Origin of the sequence: Mycolicibacterium stellerae, assembly GCF_003719305.1 — a bacterium.
GTDB lineage: Bacteria > Actinomycetota > Actinomycetes > Mycobacteriales > Mycobacteriaceae > Mycobacterium > Mycobacterium stellerae.
On sequence record NZ_RARC01000001.1, the window covers coordinates 323644 to 344510 of the forward strand.

General features: G+C 66.0%; 20 protein-coding genes and 1 tRNA gene. 18 read left to right on the forward strand and 3 right to left on the reverse strand.

Features of this window, described 5'->3' with window-relative positions:
* Position 1 precedes the first annotated feature (1 nt).
* Complete coding sequence (ku, locus tag D6M19_RS01545) at positions 2 to 946, forward strand: non-homologous end joining protein Ku (RefSeq protein WP_123023388.1); 945 nt, start codon at positions 2 to 4, stop codon at positions 944 to 946.
* A gap of 12 nt (positions 947 to 958) precedes the next feature.
* On the opposite strand, the gene D6M19_RS01550 is transcribed toward ku, so the two are convergent.
* Positions 959 to 1240, reverse strand: a complete 282-nt coding sequence (locus D6M19_RS01550; protein ID WP_123023389.1) for a DUF732 domain-containing protein — start codon at positions 1238 to 1240, stop codon at positions 959 to 961.
* A gap of 369 nt (positions 1241 to 1609) precedes the next feature.
* Between D6M19_RS01550 and D6M19_RS01555 the strand changes: the two genes are divergently transcribed.
* The 12 genes from D6M19_RS01555 to D6M19_RS01605 all read left to right on the forward strand — a co-directional run bounded on the left by D6M19_RS01555 (position 1610) and on the right by D6M19_RS01605 (position 11965).
* Entirely contained in the window at positions 1610 to 2401 is a 792-nt protein-coding gene (locus D6M19_RS01555; protein ID WP_123023390.1) for an SDR family oxidoreductase, read from the forward strand.
* 10 nt (positions 2402 to 2411) lie between these two features.
* Entirely contained in the window at positions 2412 to 3497 is a 1086-nt protein-coding gene (locus D6M19_RS01560) for an NAD(P)H-dependent amine dehydrogenase family protein (protein WP_123023391.1), read from the forward strand.
* A 21-nt stretch (positions 3498 to 3518) separates the two neighbouring features.
* The gene (locus D6M19_RS01565) at positions 3519 to 3845 is read left to right on the forward strand and encodes a hypothetical protein (RefSeq protein ID WP_123023392.1); all 327 of its coding nucleotides are present in this window, start codon (positions 3519 to 3521) and stop codon (positions 3843 to 3845) included.
* Positions 3846 to 3882: 37 nt separating this feature from the next.
* The gene (locus D6M19_RS01570) at positions 3883 to 4125 is read left to right on the forward strand and encodes a hypothetical protein (protein ID WP_123023393.1); all 243 of its coding nucleotides are present in this window, start codon (positions 3883 to 3885) and stop codon (positions 4123 to 4125) included.
* A gap of 79 nt (positions 4126 to 4204) precedes the next feature.
* Positions 4205 to 5431 (forward strand): Nramp family divalent metal transporter, encoded by a 1227-nt coding sequence (locus D6M19_RS01575; protein WP_123023394.1) that lies wholly within the window; start codon positions 4205 to 4207, stop codon positions 5429 to 5431.
* Positions 5432 to 5441: 10 nt separating this feature from the next.
* Positions 5442 to 6503, forward strand: a complete 1062-nt coding sequence (locus D6M19_RS01580) for a poly-gamma-glutamate hydrolase family protein (RefSeq protein WP_123023395.1) — start codon at positions 5442 to 5444, stop codon at positions 6501 to 6503.
* A gap of 79 nt (positions 6504 to 6582) precedes the next feature.
* Positions 6583 to 7890, forward strand: coding sequence for an NAD(P)/FAD-dependent oxidoreductase (locus D6M19_RS01585; protein ID WP_234834643.1), 1308 nt, complete (start codon positions 6583 to 6585; stop codon positions 7888 to 7890).
* Positions 7884 to 8621, forward strand: a complete 738-nt coding sequence (locus D6M19_RS34660; protein ID WP_234834644.1) for a DUF1365 domain-containing protein — start codon at positions 7884 to 7886, stop codon at positions 8619 to 8621. Before D6M19_RS01585 ends, D6M19_RS34660 begins: the two co-directional genes overlap by 7 nt.
* A complete protein-coding gene (locus tag D6M19_RS01590; protein ID WP_234834645.1) occupies positions 8618 to 9892 on the forward strand; it encodes an SAM-dependent methyltransferase in 1275 nt (424 codons plus the stop codon). Before D6M19_RS34660 ends, D6M19_RS01590 begins: the two co-directional genes overlap by 4 nt.
* Positions 9889 to 10674 (forward strand): DUF1295 domain-containing protein, encoded by a 786-nt coding sequence (locus D6M19_RS01595; RefSeq protein ID WP_123023397.1) that lies wholly within the window; start codon positions 9889 to 9891, stop codon positions 10672 to 10674. The genes D6M19_RS01590 and D6M19_RS01595 overlap by 4 nt, the downstream gene beginning before the upstream one ends.
* Positions 10675 to 10679: 5 nt before the next feature.
* Complete coding sequence (locus D6M19_RS01600) at positions 10680 to 11252, forward strand: sigma-70 family RNA polymerase sigma factor (RefSeq protein WP_123023634.1); 573 nt, start codon at positions 10680 to 10682, stop codon at positions 11250 to 11252.
* Positions 11249 to 11965 carry an anti-sigma factor gene (locus tag D6M19_RS01605; RefSeq protein WP_123023398.1) on the forward strand — a complete coding sequence of 239 codons (717 nt, stop codon included), beginning with the start codon at positions 11249 to 11251 and terminating at the stop codon, positions 11963 to 11965. The genes D6M19_RS01600 and D6M19_RS01605 overlap by 4 nt, the downstream gene beginning before the upstream one ends.
* Before the next feature lie 4 nt (positions 11966 to 11969).
* On the opposite strand, the gene D6M19_RS01610 is transcribed toward D6M19_RS01605, so the two are convergent.
* Positions 11970 to 13064 (reverse strand): glutamate--cysteine ligase 2, encoded by a 1095-nt coding sequence (locus D6M19_RS01610; protein WP_123023399.1) that lies wholly within the window; start codon positions 13062 to 13064, stop codon positions 11970 to 11972.
* Between the two features lie 180 nt (positions 13065 to 13244).
* Between D6M19_RS01610 and D6M19_RS01615 the strand changes: the two genes are divergently transcribed.
* Positions 13245 to 14066: an LLM class F420-dependent oxidoreductase gene (locus tag D6M19_RS01615; RefSeq protein ID WP_123023400.1), complete on the forward strand. Its 822-nt coding sequence runs from the start codon at positions 13245 to 13247 to the stop codon at positions 14064 to 14066.
* On the opposite strand, the gene D6M19_RS01620 is transcribed toward D6M19_RS01615, so the two are convergent.
* Entirely contained in the window at positions 14063 to 14245 is a 183-nt protein-coding gene (locus D6M19_RS01620; protein ID WP_123023401.1) for a CsbD family protein, read from the reverse strand. The genes D6M19_RS01615 and D6M19_RS01620 overlap by 4 nt on opposite strands.
* 63 nt (positions 14246 to 14308) lie before the next feature.
* On the opposite strand from D6M19_RS01620, the gene D6M19_RS01625 reads away from it, so the two are divergent.
* The 4 genes from D6M19_RS01625 to D6M19_RS34105 all read left to right on the forward strand — a co-directional run bounded on the left by D6M19_RS01625 (position 14309) and on the right by D6M19_RS34105 (position 20727).
* Positions 14309 to 14381 (forward strand) — tRNA-Arg (locus D6M19_RS01625).
* A gap of 892 nt (positions 14382 to 15273) precedes the next feature.
* Positions 15274 to 15753 (forward strand): hypothetical protein, encoded by a 480-nt coding sequence (locus tag D6M19_RS34525; RefSeq protein ID WP_206428433.1) that lies wholly within the window; start codon positions 15274 to 15276, stop codon positions 15751 to 15753.
* Positions 15754 to 15784: 31 nt separating this feature from the next.
* A complete protein-coding gene (locus tag D6M19_RS01635) occupies positions 15785 to 19951 on the forward strand; it encodes a choice-of-anchor D domain-containing protein (RefSeq protein ID WP_123023402.1) in 4167 nt (1388 codons plus the stop codon).
* A 125-nt stretch (positions 19952 to 20076) separates the two neighbouring features.
* The gene (locus tag D6M19_RS34105; protein ID WP_164478283.1) at positions 20077 to 20727 is read left to right on the forward strand and encodes a hypothetical protein; all 651 of its coding nucleotides are present in this window, start codon (positions 20077 to 20079) and stop codon (positions 20725 to 20727) included.
* The last annotated feature ends 140 nt before the right edge of the window (positions 20728 to 20867 follow it).

The following is a 20867-nucleotide window of genomic DNA, read 5'->3' on the forward strand; positions in this document are numbered from 1 at the left end:
TATGCGTTCGATCTGGAAGGGCTCGATCTCATTCGGACTGGTCAACGTCCCCGTCAAGGTCTACAGCGCGACCGAAGACCACGACATAAAGTTTCATCAGGTCCATGCGAAGGACAACGGACGCATCCGCTACAAGCGGGTGTGCGAGGTGTGCGGCGAGGTCGTCGAGTACCGCGACATAGCCAAAGCCTTCGAATCCGATGACGGACAGATGGTAGTCATCACCGACGAGGACATCTCCACCCTTCCGGAGGAACGCAGCCGCGAGATCGAGGTCGTCGAGTTCGTCCCGGCCAGCGACCTCGACCCACTGATGTACGACAAGAGCTATTACCTCGAGCCCGACGGGAAATCGTCGAAGTCCTATGTGCTGCTGGCCAAGACGCTGGCCGATACGGACCGGGTGGCCATCGTGCATTTCGCGCTGCGCAACAAGACCCGGCTTGCGGCCCTGCGCGTCAAGGATTTCAGCAAGCGCGACGTCATGGTCATCCACACGCTGCTGTGGCCCGACGAGATCCGCGACCCCGACTTCCCGGTGCTCGACAAGGAAGTCGAGATCAAACCCGCCGAGCTGAAGATGGCCGGGCAGGTGGTGGAGTCGATGACCGACGACTTCCATCCCGAGCGGTTCGAGGACACCTACCAGGAACAGCTCAGGGAGCTCGTGGAGGCGAAACTCGAAGGTGGAGAAGCGTTTACCACCGAAGAGGCCGAGCCCAAGGAACTCGACGAGACGGAGGACGTCTCGGATCTGCTGGCCAAGCTCGAGGCGAGCGTGAAAGCGCGACGAGGCGGCGACGGCGCATCGGGTGACGGCCAGGCCAAGGCGCCTGCCAAGAAGGCACCGGCCAAGAAAGCCGCGACCAAGAAGGCTCCCGCGAAAAAGGCCGCTAAGAAAGCCCCCGCGAAGAAGGCGGCCAAAAAGGCCGCAGCCAAGAAGTAGGGATCAGCGCCGTCAGCAGCCGAGATAGTTGATGCTGTTGACCACGATTTGGTAGGCCGCCGACGTCGAGATACCCAGGTCCTTGCTCACCTTGATGGTGTTGTCCGACGCAGGCACGCCGCTGCGCGCCGCGGCGCAGGCCTGGTTTCCCGCGGACAGCAGCTGCGACTCGCTCAGGTAGGCGTACGTCGGCTGCAGGCTCTTCAGGTAGGTGCTGGTGTCGGCAGCCGCAGGAGCGGCGAGGCCAAACGTGGTGGCCGCGACCGCAAAGAAGGCGCCGACCGCGGGGACCATCCTGGTCCACCTCGTAGCGGATGCGATTGTGGCTTGCTGCAACACGCGAATTGCTCCTATCCAGGGAGCGAACGGTACGGATTCCGTCGCCTTTATTTAACGTTAACACTAATTCCACACTAAATCGGCTCTCACCTGGGGTTTTACGTCTATCTGTGACCGAGATAACTTTGCTAGCCCGAGTGAATTCCGGGTCACACCGCTTGGCCGCGACTTCTGCGTCAGGGTCGCGCTTCCCGGGCGGGCCACCGCCCTCGTGCAGAACTCGGCACGGCCCCGTCGACATCAACTAGAACGTGTTTCAGAAATGCGGCATGTCGTGCGCGCGCCCTTGTTACGGTGACGCCCGGCGTAGGAAGAAAGGCTGACGTGATACTCGACAGATTCCGATTGGACGACCAGGTCGCCGTGGTGACGGGAGCCGGTCGCGGGCTGGGCGCCGCAATGGCCCTGGCGTTCGCCGAAGCCGGTGCGGACGTGGTCATCGCGTCGCGCACGCAGGCACAACTCGAAGAGGTCGCCGACCAGATCCGAAGCGTCGGCAGGCGTGCCCACATCGTCACCGCGGACCTCGCCCACCCGGAGGACACCGCCAAGCTCGCGGGCACCGCGGTCGAGGCGTTCGGCAAACTAGACATCGTCGTGAACAACGTCGGCGGCACGATGCCGAACACACTGCTGACCACGTCCACCAAGGACCTCAAGGATGCGTTCACCTTCAATGTGGCGACCGCGCATGCGCTGACCACCGCGGCGGTGCCGTTGATGCTCGAACACTCCGGCGGCGGCAGCATCATCAACATCACGTCGACGATGGGCCGGCTCTCGGCCCGCGGGTTCGCCGCATACGGCACGGCGAAGGCCGCGCTCGCGCACTACACACGGCTGAGCGCACTTGACCTGTGCCCGAAGATCAGGGTCAACGCGATCGCGCCCGGCTCGATCCTCACCTCCGCACTCGACATCGTCGCCTCCAACGACGAGCTGCGCGAGCCGATGGAGAAGGCCACCCCGCTGCGTCGCCTCGGCGACCCGCTCGACATCGCCGCGGCCGCCGTGTACCTCGCCTCACCCGCAGGCGGCTTCCTGACCGGCAAGACGCTCGAGGTCGACGGCGGACTCACCTTCCCCAACCTCGACCTGCCCATCCCGGATCTGTGAGGAGACGTTCGTGGCAATTCGCGTCGCGCTGATCGGCACCGGCAACGTCGGCAAGCCCGCGCTCGTGCACCTCATCAACGACGCCCGGTTCGAGCTGACCGGTGTCTGGGTCTCGTCGGAGGCCAAGGCGGGCAAGGACGCCGCCGAGCTCGCCGGACTCGACGGTTCGACGGGCATCGCCGCGACCAACGACCTCGACGCCGTCCTCGCGACCGATCCCGAATGCGCCGTCTACACCGCCCTTGCCGACAACCGGCTGCCCGACGCGCTCGAGGACTACCGCCGCATCCTGTCGGCGGGCGTGAACGTCGTCGGCAGCAGCGCGGTGTTTCTGCAGTATCCGTGGCAGGTCATTCCCGAGGAGCTGCGCAAGCCGATCGAGGACGCCGCACAGGCAGGCAAGTCAAGCTTGTTCGTCAACGGCATCGACCCCGGCTTCGCCAACGACCTTCTGCCCCTTGCGCTTGCGGGCACATGCCAGAGTATCGACCAGATCCGGTGCATGGAGATCATCAACTACGACACCTACGACAGCGCGGACGTGATGTTCGGCGTGATGGGCTTCGGCAGTCCACTCGACGAGATTCCGATGCTGCTGCAACCAGGCGTGCTCAGCCTCGCGTGGGGTTCGGTGGTGCGCCAGCTCGCGGCCGGTCTGGGCATCTCACTCGACGAGGTGAGCGAGACCTACGTCCGCGAACCCGCGCCCGAGGACTTCGACATCGCGTCAGGCCACATCGAGAAGGGCACCGCCGCGGCACTGCGCTTCGAGGTCCGCGGCATGGTCGACGGCAAGGCCGCCGTCGTCCTCGAGCACGTCACCCGACTGCGCAACGATCTGTGCCCGGACTGGCCGCAACCGGCGCAGGAGGGCGGGTCGTATCGGATCGAGATCACCGGCGAGCCGACCTATGCGATGGACCTCTGCCTCAGCAGCCCCAACGGCGACCACAACCACGCCGGGCTCGTCGCCACGGCCGCCAGGGTCGTCAACGCCATCCCCGCCGTCGTCGCCGCACCCGCTGGAATCAGGACGACGCTCGACTTGCCTTTGATAACTGGGAATGGGCTGTACGCTGGCAATAAGTCGGGCTGAACTCAATTTAAGGACACGCCTATGCGGACGCTCCTGCGCTATGTGACACCAATTCTTGCTGCGGCAGGCGCCGCGGCGGCGGTCGTCGCCGCGCCCGCCGCAGCAGCCGATCCGGATTCCACGCTGCCCCAATGCGAGAGCGTTGGCGGCGACCAAAGCGTCGGCACCGCGACGACCGAGTGCGCGACGCCAGGCAATGTTCAACTCAATGCCACCGCTCCGGACGTGCCCACGTACGCCTACCCGTGGGACGACGAGTTCTACGGACCCGCGCTGATCATCGGCGGCGGGGCCTGGGGCAACCACGGGATGGGCGGCGGCGGTATGGGTGGCGGCGGCCACCGTTAGTCCACATCTTTTTCCTGGCCCGTTGAGGAGGCCATCCATGCGTACGAAAACTCGTTATCTGACAACACTTTTGGCGACAGCAGGCGCCTGCGCCAGTATTGCCGTCGCGCCCGCAGCGACTGCCGCGCCCGAATGCACGAACACCGGACCTAATACGACGCAGTGTGAGAGCAGGGGCAACGCCCAGATCGTGACGTCGCCGCCGGCAAACAACAACTACGGCTACTGGGGCTACCCGATCATCGGATTCGGCGGCGGCGGCTGGGGCTTCGGATGGTGACCCCGGTCTAGCGACCACAGCACCGTTTCGGCTACCCTAACTTTTCTATTCGATCACCCGGATAGAAAGTGGGGGCGAGTTGCTGCGCGACACCGAGACGCGGATGCGTCCCAGCTGGTTTCTGCTCGGCCCGGCATTCGTCGCGGCGATCGCCTACGTCGACCCCGGCAATGTCGCAGCCAACATCAGCGCAGGCGCGCAGTACGGCTTCCTGTTGGTATGGGTCATCTTCCTGGCCAACGCCATGGCCGGACTCGTGCAGTACCTGTCGGCCAAGCTCGGACTGGTCAGCGGGCGCACCCTGCCCGAAGCCGTCGCCGACCACACCCGCACCCCGACCCGCATCGGCTACTGGCTGCAGGCCGAGCTGGTCGCCATGGCCACCGATCTCGCCGAGGTCGTCGGCGGCGCCATCGCGCTGCACCTCCTGTTCGACCTGCCGCTGCTGGTCGGCGGCGTCATCACCGGCGTGGTGTCGCTGCTGCTGCTTGCCGTGCAGAACCGCCGCGGCCAACGAACGTTCGAGCGGGTGATCAGCGGCCTGCTGCTGATCATCGCGATCGGATTCCTCACCAGCGTCTTTGTCGAACCGCCACCGCTCGGCGCAGCCGCCGAAGGGCTGGTGCCGCGCTTCGAAGGCCCCGAAAGCGTCCTGCTTGCCACCGCGATGCTCGGCGCGACGGTGATGCCGCACGCCGTCTACCTGCATTCGGGCCTGGCTCGAGACCGGCACGGCCACCCCGAACCGGGTCCCCGACGCAGCTGGCTGCTGCGGGTAACCCGCGTCGACGTCGGTCTTGCGATGCTGGTGGCCGGCGCGGTGAACCTGTCGATGGTGCTCATCGCCGCCACCAACCTGCAGGGCCGCGACAACACGGACTCCATCGAAGGTGCGCACGCGGCCGTGCGCGACACCCTCGGCCCGACCGTCGCGCTGTTCTTCGCCATCGGACTGCTCGCCTCCGGCCTGGCGTCGACATCGGTCGGCGCATACGCCGGGGCGATGATCATGGCTGGCCTGCTGCACCGCACCTACCCGCTGCTGGTGCGTCGCCTGGTCACCCTGGTTCCCGCCCTGGTGATCCTGGCCATCGGCATCGACCCCAGCCGCGCGCTGGTGATCTCGCAGGTCGTGCTTTCGTTCGGGATACCGTTCGCGCTTGTCCCGCTGGTGCGGCTGACCAGCAATCGCGCGGTGATGGGCGATGACACCAACCATCGAGTGACCACCGCACTCGGCTGGACGGTCGCCGCGTTGATCATCGCGCTCAACGTCGTGCTGATCTATCTGACGGTCCGTCGTTAAACTGGACTGAATGCTTGCTAGCAGCCACAGCTACTTCGCGTACGGGTCGAACCTGTGCGTGCAGCAGATGGCGCGGCGCTGTCCCGGCGCCACGAATCCCCGTCGGGCGACGCTGGCCGACCACGACTGGCTGATCAACGAGCGCGGTGTGGCCACCGTCGAGCCGTTCCACGGATCGCAGGTGCACGGCGTGCTGTGGCAGGTCGACGACCATGACCTTGCCACGCTGGACAGTGCCGAAGGCGTTCCGGTGCGGTATCGGCGCGACCGCCTCACCGTCGACACCGACGCGGGCCCAGCGGAGGCGTGGGTGTACATCGACCATCGCGTCGACCCCGGACCGCCGCGGCCGGGCTATCTGGAGCGCATCATCGACGGCGCGCTGCACCACGGGCTGCCCCATCGCTGGATCGAGTTCCTCCGCCGCTGGGATCCGTCGGAGTGGCCGGTACCCAAGGACAGCTCCAAAGCCGGGGCACCGCAAACTCTTTCAGAGTTGCTTGCCGATCCGGGCGTGGTCGAGGAATGCAGACTTCGGTCCCGATTCGGCTTCATGGCGATCCACGGCGGCGGACTGGAACAGATGACCGACGTCATCGCCGAACGGGCCGCGGACGCGGCTGGCGCATCGGTGTACCTGCTGCGTCATCCGCAGAACTATGCGCACCACCTGCCGTCGGCGCGCTATCGGGCCCAGGAGTCCGACCGGCTCGCGGAGTTCCTCGACCACGTCGACGTCGCGATCTCACTCCACGGCTACGGCCGGCTGGGCCGCAGTACCCAGCTGCTCGCGGGCGGCTGCAACCGGGCACTCGCCGCACACCTGGCCCGGCACATCACCGTACCCGGCTACCACGTCGTCACCGATCTGGACGCGATCCCCCGCGAGCTGCGCGGGATGCATCCGGACAACCCGGTCAACCGGGTCCGCGACGGCGGCGCCCAGCTGGAACTAACGCCGCGGCTGCGTGGCATCAGCCCGCGAAGCGCGCCCGCCGACGCCGACGGGTTGTCCCCGCCTACATCCGCCCTGATCCAGGGGCTGGTCGCGGCCGCTCACAGCTGGAAGTAGCTCTCCACCCCCGTCGCCCAAACCGATATTTGGGCGTCAGTCGGCGATCCGGCGCGCCGGTCGCTCCGAATACTCCGATGTGGAACGAAATGAGCCAAACGGGCGCTCCATCGCCGTCATCGGTAGCGGAGTCGCAGGGCTGACGGCGGCATACCTGCTGTCGGCCCGCGACCGGGTCACGCTGTTCGAGGCTGACAGCCGAATCGGTGGACACGCCCACACCCATTACCTGGACCGCGGTGACGGCAACGTGGTCGGGATCGACACCGCATTCCTGGTGCACAACGACCGCACCTATCCCACGCTGTGCCGGCTGTTCGACGACCTCGGGGTCGCCACCCAGCAGACCGACATGTCGATGTCGGTGCGCGACGACGGCAGCGGGCTGGAATACGCGGGCGCGAGGGGCATCGGAGGCCTGTTTCCCTCCTGGTCGACGCTGACCCGCCCCCGCTATCTGGCGATGCTGGCCGAGGTCAGGCGATTCCACCGAGCCGCCACCCGGTTGCTCCGCGACGAGTCCGCCGACGACGGCGAAACCCTCGCGGCGTTTCTCGACCGCCACGGGTTCTCGCGATACTTCACGGACTACTTCATGACGCCACTGGTCGCCGCCGTCTGGTCGGCACGGCCGGGTGACGCGATGCGCTATCCGGCGCGCTACCTGTTCGTCTTCCTCGACCACCACGGAATGCTGTCGGTGTTCGGCTCGCCCACCTGGCGCACCGTCACCGGCGGCTCGGCGGTTTACGTCGAGGCGATCGCGATGCGCCTGGCCGAGGTCGTCGCAGGCCTTCCGGTGACGTCGGTGCAACGGGTGCCCGATGGGGTGGCGGTCGCCGTCGGCAGCGGTCGGCCGCGATTGTTCGACGCCGCCGTCGTCGCGACCCACCCGGCGCAGGCACTGCTGATGCTCGACGAGCCGACGACCGCCGAACGCATGGTGCTCGGTGCGATCCCATACACCACCAACCATGCCCAACTGCACACCGACGAATCTGTGCTGCCGCGACACCACCGGGCGCGGGCGTCGTGGAACTACCTGATGGCACCCGACCGCGACGACGTGCTGGTCACCTATGACGTGACGCGGCTGATGCGGCTGACGGGTCCGCGCCGGTTCCTGGTCACCCTCGGTGGCCGCGGCCGCGTCGACCCCGCGACCGTGCTTGCCGAGATGATCTACGACCATCCGCTCTACACACCGGAATCCGTTGCCGCCCAAGGCCGTCTACCGGAATTGAACGACGACAAGATCGTCTACGCGGGCGCATACCACGGATGGGGATTCCACGAGGACGGCGCCGCGTCCGGGTTGCGGGCGGCGCAACGCCTCGGCGCGACGTGGCCAAGCGGACACCGGCGACGGGAGGTCGCGCCGTGTTGACACCCGCGCTCTACCGCACCCGCATCACCCATCTGCGCCGCGCCCCGGTGCACCACTACTTCGAACACCGAAGCTACAGCTGGTATGTCGACATCGACCGGCTGCCGGAGTTGCCGCGATGGCTGCGGCCATTCGCCCGGTTCGACGCCGCCGACCACCTGGACGGCACGCCCGACGACACACTTCGCGAACGCGTCGACAACTTCCTCGCCGACCACGGCATCGACCTGCGCGGCGGCACCGTCACCGCTCTTCTGCAGGCGCGGGTGCTCGGCTATGTGTTCAACCCGCTGAGCCTGTTCTGGTGCCACGACGCCGACGGAGTGCTGCGCCACGTGGTCGCCGAAGTCCACAACACCTACGGCGGCAGGCACGCCTATCTGCTGCCCCCGGACGCAGGCCAGCCCGCGATGGTGATGAAGAAGCTCTACGTATCGCCGTTCAACGCGGTCGACGGCTACTACCTGGTGCGGGCGCCGCGACCGGATTCCGAACTGGACGTGACGATTTCGCTACACCGGGAGAACCAACCGGCGTTCATCGCCACGATGCGCGGCGAACGGCGGCCCGCAGGCATTCGCCAGATACTCGGGCTGCAGTTGACGGCGCCGCTGGCACCCCTGATGGGTTCATTAGGCATCCGCGTCCAGGGCATCACACTGTGGCTGCGCCGAGTTCCAGTCGTGCCACGGCCCGAGGTCGCCGAGAAGGAAAGGGTCGAGCAGCTGTGACTGTCGATATCGCCCGGCTACCCGGTACCTCCATCAGCGCCGAGCGCTGGCCGGATGTCGCGCGGGTCCCGTCCGGTCCGGTCAGCATCGTCGCTGCACCGATCGCGGACCGCCTGTTCCGCAATGCCGCCGCCCGGTTGCCGCTGCGGATGGTCTATCCCGACGGCTCGGTGGTCGGCGCCGCCGACCCGACCCTGCCGACGATGGTGATCCACCGGCCCGACAGGCTGGCGCGGCGCATCGGCCGCTACGGGCTGATCGGATTCGGCGAGTCGTACATGGCAGGCGAGTGGAGCAGCGACGACCTTGCCGGCGTGCTCACCGAGTTCGCCGGCTCGGTCGGGGATCTGATCCCACGCTCACTGCAGCGCCTGCGGCCAATCGCCGTTGTCCGCCAACCGCGTTCGCAGCTCAACAGCCGGGAGCAGGCTCGACAGAACATCTCAGAACACTACGATCTGTCGAATGATCTCTTCGGCGAGTTCCTCGACGAGACGATGACCTACTCCAGCGCGGTGTTCGACACGCTGCCCGCCACGCGAGCACAGTTGGCCGACGCCCAACGGCACAAGATCGACCGTCTGCTCGACTCCGCGAAGGTCGGGCCAGGTAGCCGCGTGCTCGAGATCGGCACGGGCTGGGGTGAATTGTGCATCCGCGCCGCATCGCGCGGCGCCACGGTGCGGTCGGTGACGCTGTCGGCCGAGCAGCAGCAGTTGGCAAGGCAGCGCGTCGCCGCCCAGGGCCTCTCGGATCGCGTGGACATCGAACTGCTCGACTACCGCGATATCGACGGCTGCTACGACGCCGTCGTTTCGGTGGAGATGATCGAGGCGGTCGGATACCGCTTCTGGCCCAAGTACTTCCAGACCCTCGACCGGCTGGTATCGCCGGGCGGACGCGTGGCGATCCAGGCCATCACGATGCCCAACAGCCGAATGCTGGCATCGCGCAACACGTATACCTGGATCCAGAAGTACATCTTCCCCGGCGGCCTTTTGCCGTCGGTGGAAGCGATCATCGGCGTCACCGAGGCGCACACGCGGCTGCGGACGGTGGAGATGACATCCATCGGTCCGCATTACGCGGAGACGCTGCGGCTGTGGCGGGAACGCTTCATCGAGCGCTGGGACGCGGCGTCTGCCTTGGGATTCGATGACGTGTTCCAACGCATGTGGGAGCTGTACCTGGCTTACTCCGAAGCCGGCTTCCGGTCGGGTTATCTCGATGTCTTCCAGTGGACTTTCGCCCCGGCAGGAGGCTCCCGATGAACTTCGTCCTTGTCACCGCGGCGTCGATCGCCGTGTTGATAGTCATGCACGGCATAACCTTTGCCGTCGGCCGAAGCATCGGCCGCTACAACGTCGTCGACGTCACATGGGGTCTGGGTTTCGTCGGCGTCGGCGCCGTCGCCGCGGTCTTGGGCTCCGGCGATCCCTTCCGCCGCATTCTGTTGTTCGTGCTGGTGGCGGTGTGGGGGCTGCGGCTGGCCTGGCACATGATCCAGAAGTCGGCGGGCAGGGGCGAAGACCCACGGTATGAGGCCATGATGCGCGGCGACTTCTCCGCAGGCAGGGTGCTGCGGAAGATCTTCGGAATCCAGGCCGCCGCAACGTGGTTCGTCTCTCTGCCGCTGCAGGTTTCGGCCGTTCTGGGGCCGACGCCCACCGCGCTGCTCCCGGCTTTCATTGCCGGCGTGGTTCTTTGGGCAGTCGGCGTGTTCTTCGAGGCGGTCGGCGATCACCAGTTGCGTCGGTTCAAAGCCGATCCCGCCAACAAGGGTACGGTGATGGACCGTGGCCTGTGGGCATGGACCCGCCATCCGAACTACTTCGGTGACGCGTGCGTATGGTGGGGACTGTGGCTGGCCTCCGTCGCGGGGTGGATTTCCCTGCTGACGGTGCTGTCACCGGTGCTGATGACATACTTCCTGGTCTACGCCACGGGCGCACGCCTGCTGGAGAAACATATGATGGACCGTCCCGGATTCCGTGAATACTCTTCTCGTACTTCGTTTTTCATTCCGAGACCGCCCAGATCGCGAATACCGTGACGATCATGGCGGGGGTGGCTAGGCTACCGCTCGTGACCACCGACCTCTCCGCGTTGCTGCATCAGGTGGCCCAGCGGGATGTCGATGCGTTCGCCGCCTTCTACGACCTCACCCGGGCCCGGGTGTTCGGCATGGTAAGCCGCGTGCTGCGCGATCCCGGGTACAGCGAGGAGACAACGCAGGACGTCTACCTGCAGGTATGGCGGTCGGCGGCCGATTACGACGCGACCGTGGGCTCACCGCTGGCATGGCTGCTCACCTTGGCGCACCGGCGCGCGGTGGACCGGGTGCGCTCCGAGCAGGCGGCCAGCCAGCGCGAGTCCCGCTACGGGGCGGCCAACGTCGACCCGCCTGCCGACCACGTCGCCGATGCGGTCATCCTTCGCGACGAACGCCAACAGGTCACCAACTGCCTGGACTCGCTGACCGACGTACAGCGGGAATGCATCCAGCTGGCCTACTACGACGGGCTGACCTACGTCCAGGTCTCGGAGCGGCTGACAGCCAATCTCGCGACCATCAAGTCGCGGATGCGCGACGCCATCCGCGGACTGCGCAAGTGTCTGGGGCTCCCATGACTGATCCAACGACTCCCGATCTGATCGCCCTGGCGACGCCGTACGCACTGCATGCGACGACCGATTCCGAACGCGCCGAGATCGAGCGGCAGCTTGCCGATGCCCCACCCGAGGTGGCGGAGGCATTCCTTGCAGAGGTGCGTGCCGTGCACGAGACGATGGCCTTCATCTCGGCAGCGACGGCGGTCGAGCCGCCACCCACGATGCGCGACCGGCTGCTGGCAACCGTCGCCCAAGATCCGGTGCGCCAGCTGCCGACGAAGCGCATGAACCGCTGGGGTACAACGGTTTTGGCGGCAGCAGCGGTGCTCGCAGTCGGGCTCGCGGCACTCGGCGTCGGATACGCGATGCGGCCCGCCCCCACGGCGTCGACCGCGGAGCAGATCTTCGCGGCGCCCGATGTGCGAACCGTGTCGGGAGACATTCCCGGCGGCGGAAAGGCGACGCTGGTGTTCTCCCACGAGAAGGACGCGGGCGTGCTGGTGATGAACAACGTCCCGCCGCCGAAGGCGGGCACCGTCTACCAGATGTGGTTGGTCGGCGACAAAGGTCCGCACTCGGCAGGGACGATGGACGCCAAGGCCGTCGCCCCGTCGACCACCGCCGTGTTGCCGGATCTCGGCGATTCGCAGACGCTGGCATTCACGGTCGAGCCCGGCGGGGGGTCGGCGATGCCGACCAGTCCCGCGTTCGCCGAACTGCCCCTGGCCTGACGCGTCACTCCAGCGTCGCGGCGGCCGCCTCGGCGAGCACGTCGGCGATGTCATGGCCGCGCTGCCAGGCCCGTCGCTGGCGCATGGCGCCGTTGCCGTGTTCGGCGATGCGGGCGAGTTCGGTGCGGACCATGTCATAGTCGCCGACCGCCTCGAGCGCGGGCCGGATGCGGTCGATGAGTCCGCCGAGCAGTTTCACCGCGGGCGCAGAGGCGTGGCTATCGGTCAGGTCTATCGCATGGCCGTCGAGCCCTTCTCGCGCCGACTTCCAGTACGCGGCCTTGAGAACGTGCGGCGCCAGCGGAGCGAGGGTCTCGCCGCGTTGCTCCGCCTCCAGCGCCATCATCACAGCGCCCCTGACCAACGCCGCGAGCAGCACGGTCTCCGCAACGGTTGCGGGAACGTCGGAGACGCGCACCTCGATCGTCGGGAAATTGGCCGACGGACGGACATCCCAATAGACCATCCCGTCGTCCAGCATCGCGCCGGTGTCCTGCAGCATCGCGACGACGGCGTCGTACTCGTCGGCGGACTCGAAGTGCGGCGGCGGTCCGGCACTGGGCCAGCGCTGCCAAAGGATGCCGCGCCAGCTGGCATACCCGGTGTCTGTGTTGCGGTAGACCGCCGAGTTCGCGGTCAGCGCCAGGAGCAGCGGCAGCCATGGCCGCAGCCGATTGCTCACCCGGATCGCGGTGTCGCGGTCGGGCACGGCGACGTGCACGTGACAGCCGGAGATGCCCTGCTCGTGGGCGATCATCCCGAACCGCTCCGCGATCCGGCGGTAGCGGGGTTTGTCGGTGATCGGAAACTCGCGCGGCACGGTCGGCGGCAGCGCGACGGCAAGCAACCGCGCACCGTCGGCCTCGGCGGCCTCCGCGGCGATGCGGCGCAGCCGGGTCAGCTGAGTGCGCAGTTCGTCACTGGAGCTCGCGACATCGGTCGCCGTCTCGACCTGGCAGGTGGTCAGCTCGAGTTGCAGCTCGACGCCGCGCGCCTTGGCGAGCCGGGCGACGGCCCCGTTGCGCGCGACCGGCTCGCCGGTGTCCGGGTCGACGAGCAGGAACTCTTCTTCGACGCCGACGGTGGGATGGCTGGCCATGACTGCCTCAAAGTATTGATCCGGCCCGCCGGAAGAATCTCACGACGGGCCGGATCGCGCGGTGGCTCTAGTGCGGTTGTACTCCGCTGGGCCGCGAAGTCTGGCGGCTGAGAATTGACCGAACCCCCCGCCGTCAAACATAGGTCTTTCGAGAATTCTTTGGGGCCATACCATCGTGGGGTGACCAAGGATTTTCGGTTCGGAGTCGGCCTGCGCGGCGCCAAGTCAATCACCTCGGTTCAGGACGAGGCGCGACGAGCCGAGGACCTCGGCTTCGATGTCCTGCACCTGCCCGACCACATCGGGGCGCCGGCACCGTTCCCCACCCTGATGGCGGCGGCCGCGGCGACCAAGACACTGCGGATGGGCACGTTCGTGCTGAACGCGTGCTTCTACAAACCGGCGTTGTTGGCGCGCGACGTCCAGGCGCTGCGCGATCTGTCCGACGGCCGGTTCGAGTTGGGGTTGGGCGCGGGCTATGCGCAGCACGAGTTCGAGGCCGCCGAGCTGCGCTATCCAAGCGCGCGCGAACGAATCGAGTACTTGGCACACGTCACCGAGTACATGGCCGAGCACCTGCCCGATGTGCCGGTCCTGATTGCCGGCAACGGCGACAGGCTGCTGACGGTGGCGGCGCGGCAGGCGAACATCATCGGGCTGACCGGAGGGCAACTGATCACCAAGGACTCCGATGCCCTCGCCGAGCGCGTCGACTTCGTCCGCACCGCCGCAGGCGACCGGTTCGACGACCTCGAACTCAACCTTGCGATCACCGCGCTCCCCAGGGACGCTTCGGGGAAGCCCGACCTGTCGATAATCCGTCGAGCACTTCCCCACCTGTCCGACGACGAGTTGGTGCAGACGGCCGCCGTGCTGTCGGGTTCGCCGAGCGAGATGGCCGACACCATTCGCGGATATCGCGACACCTACGGGGTGAGCTATCTGATCGTTCAGGACAAGCACGCCGAGGCGTTTTCGAAAGTGATCGCCGAACTGCGCTAGTACCTGCGACCGCGCAGCGCATCCTTGACCCGCTCACCCGTCTTGCGCATCCGGGCTCTCACCTGATCGGTCCGGCCCTCGTTGCGCATCCGGGCGTTGCCCGTCGCGTCACCGATTCCTTCTTTGGCCCGGCCGACGACGCGGTCGAACTCGGCCTTGGCTTTCCGTGTTGCACTCATGGCTACAGTGTTTCCCCTGCGCAGCCAGTGGAAACCTGGTGCACGGTAAGCTCCCTGCGTCCCGCCCTCGTAGCTCAGGGGATAGAGCACGGCTCTCCTAAAGCCGGTGTCGCAGGTTCGAATCCTGCCGGGGGCACTGTGTGATGTCTCGGGACATCGTTGACAGGTGTCCCGAGACATCGGTTACATGTTGATCCGGTTTTCGGGTGATTTTCCGCATTTGACGCCGCGTGGTTGGTAGTCGCGGGTGGGGTCGAGAGTGAGTTTGCGGATCAGTGCGCCGGTGGTGTGGTCCAGGACGCGGATGTTGAGGTCGTCGATGAGGACGAGGACTTGGTGCCGCGCAGGTGTTTGGACAGGCCGATGTGGTGTAGCCGGCTGTTGTAGCGGATGGTGGTGACGCGCCTTTCGACATGGCCGACCTCCCGGCTGAGCAGAGGTGTCAACTATGTCGCGAGACAGCTGCCAACTATGTCGTGGAATCAGACACTGCCGGGGCACCCCGTGATCTGTATGACCTCGGTTGATGCTTGACGTTTCTATGTCGGTTGATGGCTGACAGTGTTTCGGCTGATGCTTTACACCTACTTCGGTTGATCCTTGACACTCCCTGTCAAGGATCAACCGAAACAGATCCGTCAACAATCAACCGACGCTGAACAGGGGCACAGGTCAGAACCCGTGATTAGCGCACTCTCTAACTTGATTCATCGCTTATTCATTGTTTGTGGTTCGGTCCAAGTGGTCGGCCACTGCGGCGTCGACGCGGCGCGCGCGATGTGCTTGCCTTCAGCCAGACTGACCACCTTCAGGTAGTGCACTACTCGTGACCATCGCCCGGCGGTCTGGGAATGTCTAAGTGGCCCAAGTGACCTGGGGAATAGCGATACAGTCGGCGAATGCTCACAGAGATGTGGGTGATCGCATGGCGCGGGTGTTTTGAGTCATTCCAGCCCCAGGGCAGTTGAGCGCAATGCGATGCGCGATCGTCAGCGAAGGCGCTGTTATAGGCGAAAGAGGGTGGCACCATGGTCGCCAAGAAAACGCCGGCCAAGAAGGCCGCCGCCAAGAAGGCCGTGAAGGCCCAGGCACCGTCCAAGAAGGCTGCCGCCAAGAAGGCCGTGAAGACCCCCGCCAAAAAGACCCCCGCCAAAAAGACTCCCGTCGCCCGCGAAGCCCCGGCATCGGCCAAGAAGGCTGCAGTGCCGAAGAAGGCCGCAGCGGCCCCTAAGAAGGCGGCGCGGCGGCCGAGGCTAGGCAATCCAAACGCCAATCCGGCAAAGATCCATCGCGAGTACGTGGAACGTTATATCGGCGCAGGCGCAGAGCCGACCGAGAGGGCCTGCGCGGAGCCGACCGAGAGGGCGTACGCCGACGGCCTACAGAGGGCGTACGCCGACGGCCTGCGGCAGTGGCGAAACCTTCCGGGCGCCGTCAGCTCTTCGCCAAGCGTTATCGAGCAGCCGGAACCGGAATCGGGCGACCAGACCTCCGATCAGGACCAATGAACTAGAGCGGGCACACCCATAAGGAGGAGCGATGGCTCTTGCTGGAACAGTCTGGCGGCCGATCGGGCCGAGTCCGCTCAACCAGTCAGGCCGCCAAGACAATGGGCTGGTCACGGCGGCCGCGGTGAATCCGAACAACGGCAACGTCGTCTATATCGGCACAGCGGGTGGAGGCGTTTGGCGGACACCGGACGGCGGCGCCAATTGGGTGCCAATCTTTGATCGTCAGACGTCCCTCGGCATCGGAGAGCCGAGTGCGTTGGCGATCGACCCCAACGACACCAGCACGATTTACATGGGCACCAGTGGCCGGGTGGGACGGCAAGTACCGGCTGGGCTGTTCAAGTCGACCGACGGCGGCGCCAGCTGTGTACGTCTGGGCTCCGGCTATCCGGCGGGTAACAATGGCAACGCCAGTCAGTTCACTGGTCAGTGGATCAACGCCATTCTCGTTGATCCCGCCAACTCCCAGACCGTATACCTGGCATCGACGACGGGTGTCTTCCGTTCCACCGATGGGGGCTTGAATTGGACGTTCGGAGCCGGCACTGCCGGGGACGCGCGCTCCCTGGTGCTCGATCCGACGTCGCCGGCCGCAGCCCGCGTGCTGTACACGGGCATCAGCGGGCAGGGCGTGTTCCGCAGCACCGATGGCGGCCTGAATTGGAATCGGATCCTCGGCACCGCGACCGCGCCGGTCGCCGCCGCCCTCGCCGCCACGCCGGGTGCGGGGATCGGAAAGGTCGTCGTCGATCTCGCTCCGCCGACGTCGCCGCCGAACGCGAACGGCATCCAGGTCATCTACGTGGCGCTGGAAGGGACAGGGGGGGCTCCGGACCCGCTTGGACTGTTCATGTCGACGGATCGAGGCGCGAACTGGACGCAACGGCCGGCGACCGGGATGCCGACTGGGACCCAGGGTGGCTACAGCTTTCACATGGCTGTCGATCCAGGCTCGCCCGGGGACGGTGCGAACGACATCGTCTATGTCGGCACGGTCGGTCAGGGTCGCTCCACGGACGCCGGCGGCAACTTCACTGCCCTCACCGGGTTACACCCGGACACCCATTCATGGGCATTTTTCCGCCCACCCGGCGGCGGAGCCTCGACGGTCTACTGCGGCAACGACGGCGGAATTTACCGGTCCGCTAACGGCACGACCTGGACGGCGCTCAATTCCGGTGGCTTTCAGTCGGCGCTGTTCTACAACCTCGCGGTGAGGCCGGATGCGACAGCCAGCGTGACGCTCGGATCCCTGCAGGACAACGGGCTGTTGACGACGTCGGGGGCGGCGAGCCCGGCATGGAACAGTCCGCAAGGCGGTGACGGTTGGGACGTCGCCTACGACGGTGTCACCGCTGGGCGCGCGTACGGAACCAGCGGCTTCTGGTCCCCCGCCCCCTGTACCCGGGTGTGGCGGTCCGACAACGACGGCGCCAGCTGGCCCACCGAAATCACTCCGTGGGGCACGACCAGCGACGCCGGCTGCTACCTCGCTTGGATCACGACCGACCCAAGTGCCGCCGGGACGGTCTACGTCAGCGGCAATCAGAACATGTGGCAGTCCCAGAACGCCGGCGGCGCATGGCGAAATCTCGGAGCGTTCCCCGGCGTGCCCTCGGTCGCGCCGACCAACGGCAACAACGTGGTGATCGCGTCAGGCACACAAGTCTGGGTGACGACGAATGCGTTGGCAGCCACCGTGGGGGCGCCGACCGGCGTGACGTTCGCCAACATCACGCGAGACCTGCCGAACCGCAACGTTTTGCGAGCAGCGTTCGATCCGATCGACCCTACCGTCATCTATGTCGTGCTCGGTGGCTTCAACACACTCGGCCAGACCGGTCACGTCTTCCGCACCACCGTCGGCGGTACGGCGTGGGAGGACCTGTCGCCGAACCTCGACGTGCCGTTCGGCGCGATCGCCCTCGACGGCTCGGACACCCCGACAACCATCTACGTCGGCACCGACCTCGGAGTGCTCCGGTCCGTCGACGACGGAGCCAGCTGGACGGTTCTCGATGACATCCACTTGCCCCGCGCGTCGGTCACCGAGCTCGTGCTTTCGCGCCAAGGTGGGATCTTGCGCGCCGCCACCTACGGTCGCGGTGTCTTCGAGTTCCGTCAGGCAACCGGACCGGCGATCACGGTGAACCTCGAACACGGACTGGACTTCGGCACCGCGTGCGAGGAGGGCAACTCGCTTACCGTCCAGGTGTTCAACGTGGGCGGCGCCGACCTGGTGATCACGAGCGTGCAGCGCTTGATGGGGTCGACCGGTATCACCGTATCGCCGCTTCCCGCCACGCCGGTCATCATCCAGCCCGGCGAGGAGCTCGACTTCACCGTTCGGTTCGTCCCGACCACGCCGGGTACCCCCGAGATCGCGACCATCCGGATCAACAGCAACGACCCGGGCGCACCGGTCGTCGATCTCACGGCGACCGGCACCGGTGGCGTGCCTTCCCTTGAGGTCGCAGTCCCGGATACCGGGCAGTTCGGCAACGTCTGCCTGGGCTCATTCGTGGACCGCGGCGTCGTACTGAACAATCGCGGGCCGTGCGAATTGCACATTCTTTCAATCAGCTCGTCTTCGCCAGACTTCATTGCCCCTGGGGTTTTGTTCTACCCCCTTGCCGTTGAAGCCGGCGACTCCATCGAGTTGCCGATTCGCTTCCAGCCAAACCAGTTCGGACCCGCGTCGTCGACAATCACAGTCCACAGCAACGACCCGACCGGGCCCAAGACCGTGGTCGTATCAGGAACAGCACCACCGCCAAACCTGACGATGGTCGTCCCCGACAACGGCGACTTCGGTGAGGTCCGCCTGGGCAGGTTCACCGACCGAGACCTCATCATCAACAACAGTGGGCCATGCCAACTGAGCGTCACCGCCATCGTGTCATCGGCGACGATCTTCGTGACACCCCAGGTGGCCAGCTTCCCCATCACCGTCGACGGCGGCGACTCCATCGCGGTCCCAATCCGATTCGAACCCACCAAGCGAGGAGCTGCGACTGCCACGCTGACGTTCGTCAGCAACGACCCGACCGGCCCAGCTGTTGTCAACGTCAGCGGTACCGCGTGGCCGCCCTTGCCGGTAGCAGAAACCGCCCTCGAGAGCTTCCGGCTCAACACGAACAGTCAGCACGTCTTCTTCATCGGCACCGACAAATACGTCCACGAGCTCGACATCGCGGCCGGTGGGATCTGGGACGACAACGACCTGACCACCCTGGCCGGTGCCGTGCCACCCATCCCCACCAGCGCCCTGGCCGGCTTCCGGCTCGGCACCGACAGCAAGCACGTCTTCTTCATCGGCACCGACAATCACGTCTATGAGCTCTACTTCACCGCCGGCTCGGGCTGGGTGTTCAACGACCTGACCTCACTAGCCCGCGCCGTGCGACCCTCCCCTACCAGCGCCCTCGACGGCCACCGGCTCGGCGACGACAGCAAGCACGTCTTCTTCATCGGCACCGACAGCCACGTGCACGAGCTCTTCATCGGCCCCGGCGGACGCTGGGCCGACAACGACCTGACCAACCTGACCAGCGCCGGCGCCGGCGCCAAACCACCGACGCCCACCACCGCCCTGACCAGCTACCCGCTCAGCGACGACAGCCAGCACGTCTTCTTCATCGGCACCGATAACCACGTCCACGAGCTCTTCATCAACGGCGGGAGCTGGATCGACAACGACCTGACCAACCTGACCAGCGCCGGCGCCGGCGCCAAACCACCGAGGCCCACCACCGCCCTGACCGGCTACCCGCTCGGCGACGACAGCCAGCACGTCTTCTTCATCGGCACCGACAACCACGTCCACGAGCTCTTCATCAACGGCGGGAGCTGGACCGACAACGACCTGACCAACCTGGCCGGCGCCGTGCCACCCACCCCCACCAGCGCCCTGACCGGCTTCCGGCTCAGCAATAACAGCCAGCACGTCTTCTTCATCGGCACCGACAACCATGTCCACGAGCTCGACATCACCGGCGGCGGGAGCTGGGCCGACCACGACCTGACCACCCTGGCCAGCGCCGTGCCACCCACCCCCACCACAGCCCTGACCGGCTACCGGCTCAGCGACAACAGCAAACACGTCTTCTTCATCGGCACCGACAACCACGTCCACGAGCTCTACATCGCCGTCGGCGGGAGCTGGGTCGATAACGACCTCACGGCGCTCACATAGCAGTAGCCATTGCGCTCGAGGCCGTTGTCCACCGACCGGTCTTGGCCGTGGACAAGACCTCCGCCACCGAGGCGCCCGCTTATCGTGGGTGGTGCGCGTCGGTCGTCGTCCGGGAAGGGGCCGCGGTGAGGGTGAAGACCGTTATCTGGGCGCGAGTCATGTTGATTCTGGCCGTCGTAGCGGTCGTGACCGCCGCCGTCGTGGCCGTCGTGCGGGTTGTGTTAAATCGCGATGGGGGTTCGGCACCTGCAGTTGCTCCGGTAGAAACAACCGAGCCGGTCCCTGTTACATCCCCTGCGGTTCCGACTGCTGCCATGGCACCGCCGCCTCCGGGGTTTCCCGACCTGGATGGGTTCACTGACGTGTCGCCGGATCACGATGTGTCTCGTTACTACCCCTTGGCAACATTCACGAGTCCGACGGGCTTGCAGTGCGCGATGTGGAGCAGCCGCGGAGATACGGCAGCATTCTGCTTCGGGGCCATTCCCGGCCTTGATCATCCCGCAAACCAGGTCTATGCAGGGGACTACAAATCATCTTTCGATCAGAACAGGCCTCCCGACACAGACAAGCTGAACGGGAAGCCGTTGGCATCAGGCGAGAAGGTGGTCTTGGGCGCCGGAGGAAACCTGATGGGTGGCGACCAGATCACCTGCGGTGTAGAAGATCTCACAGTCGCGTGCATGGTGATCAGGGGATTCCGTCAGAATCACGGCGACGGCACCGCCCAACGACACGGCTTTGTCCTCAGCCCACAAACCAGCTGGACTTTTTAGGCTCGCGGCCCGCGCACGTCACCAAAGAGACGGGCTCGTTGCAGCGATGCCACCGATCACCTAGCGGTCATCTGCCATAAGAATCGACTCTCTTGCGCGCCGAGACCCATTCGCCGCGCGAGAACGATGTCCTTTTTGGC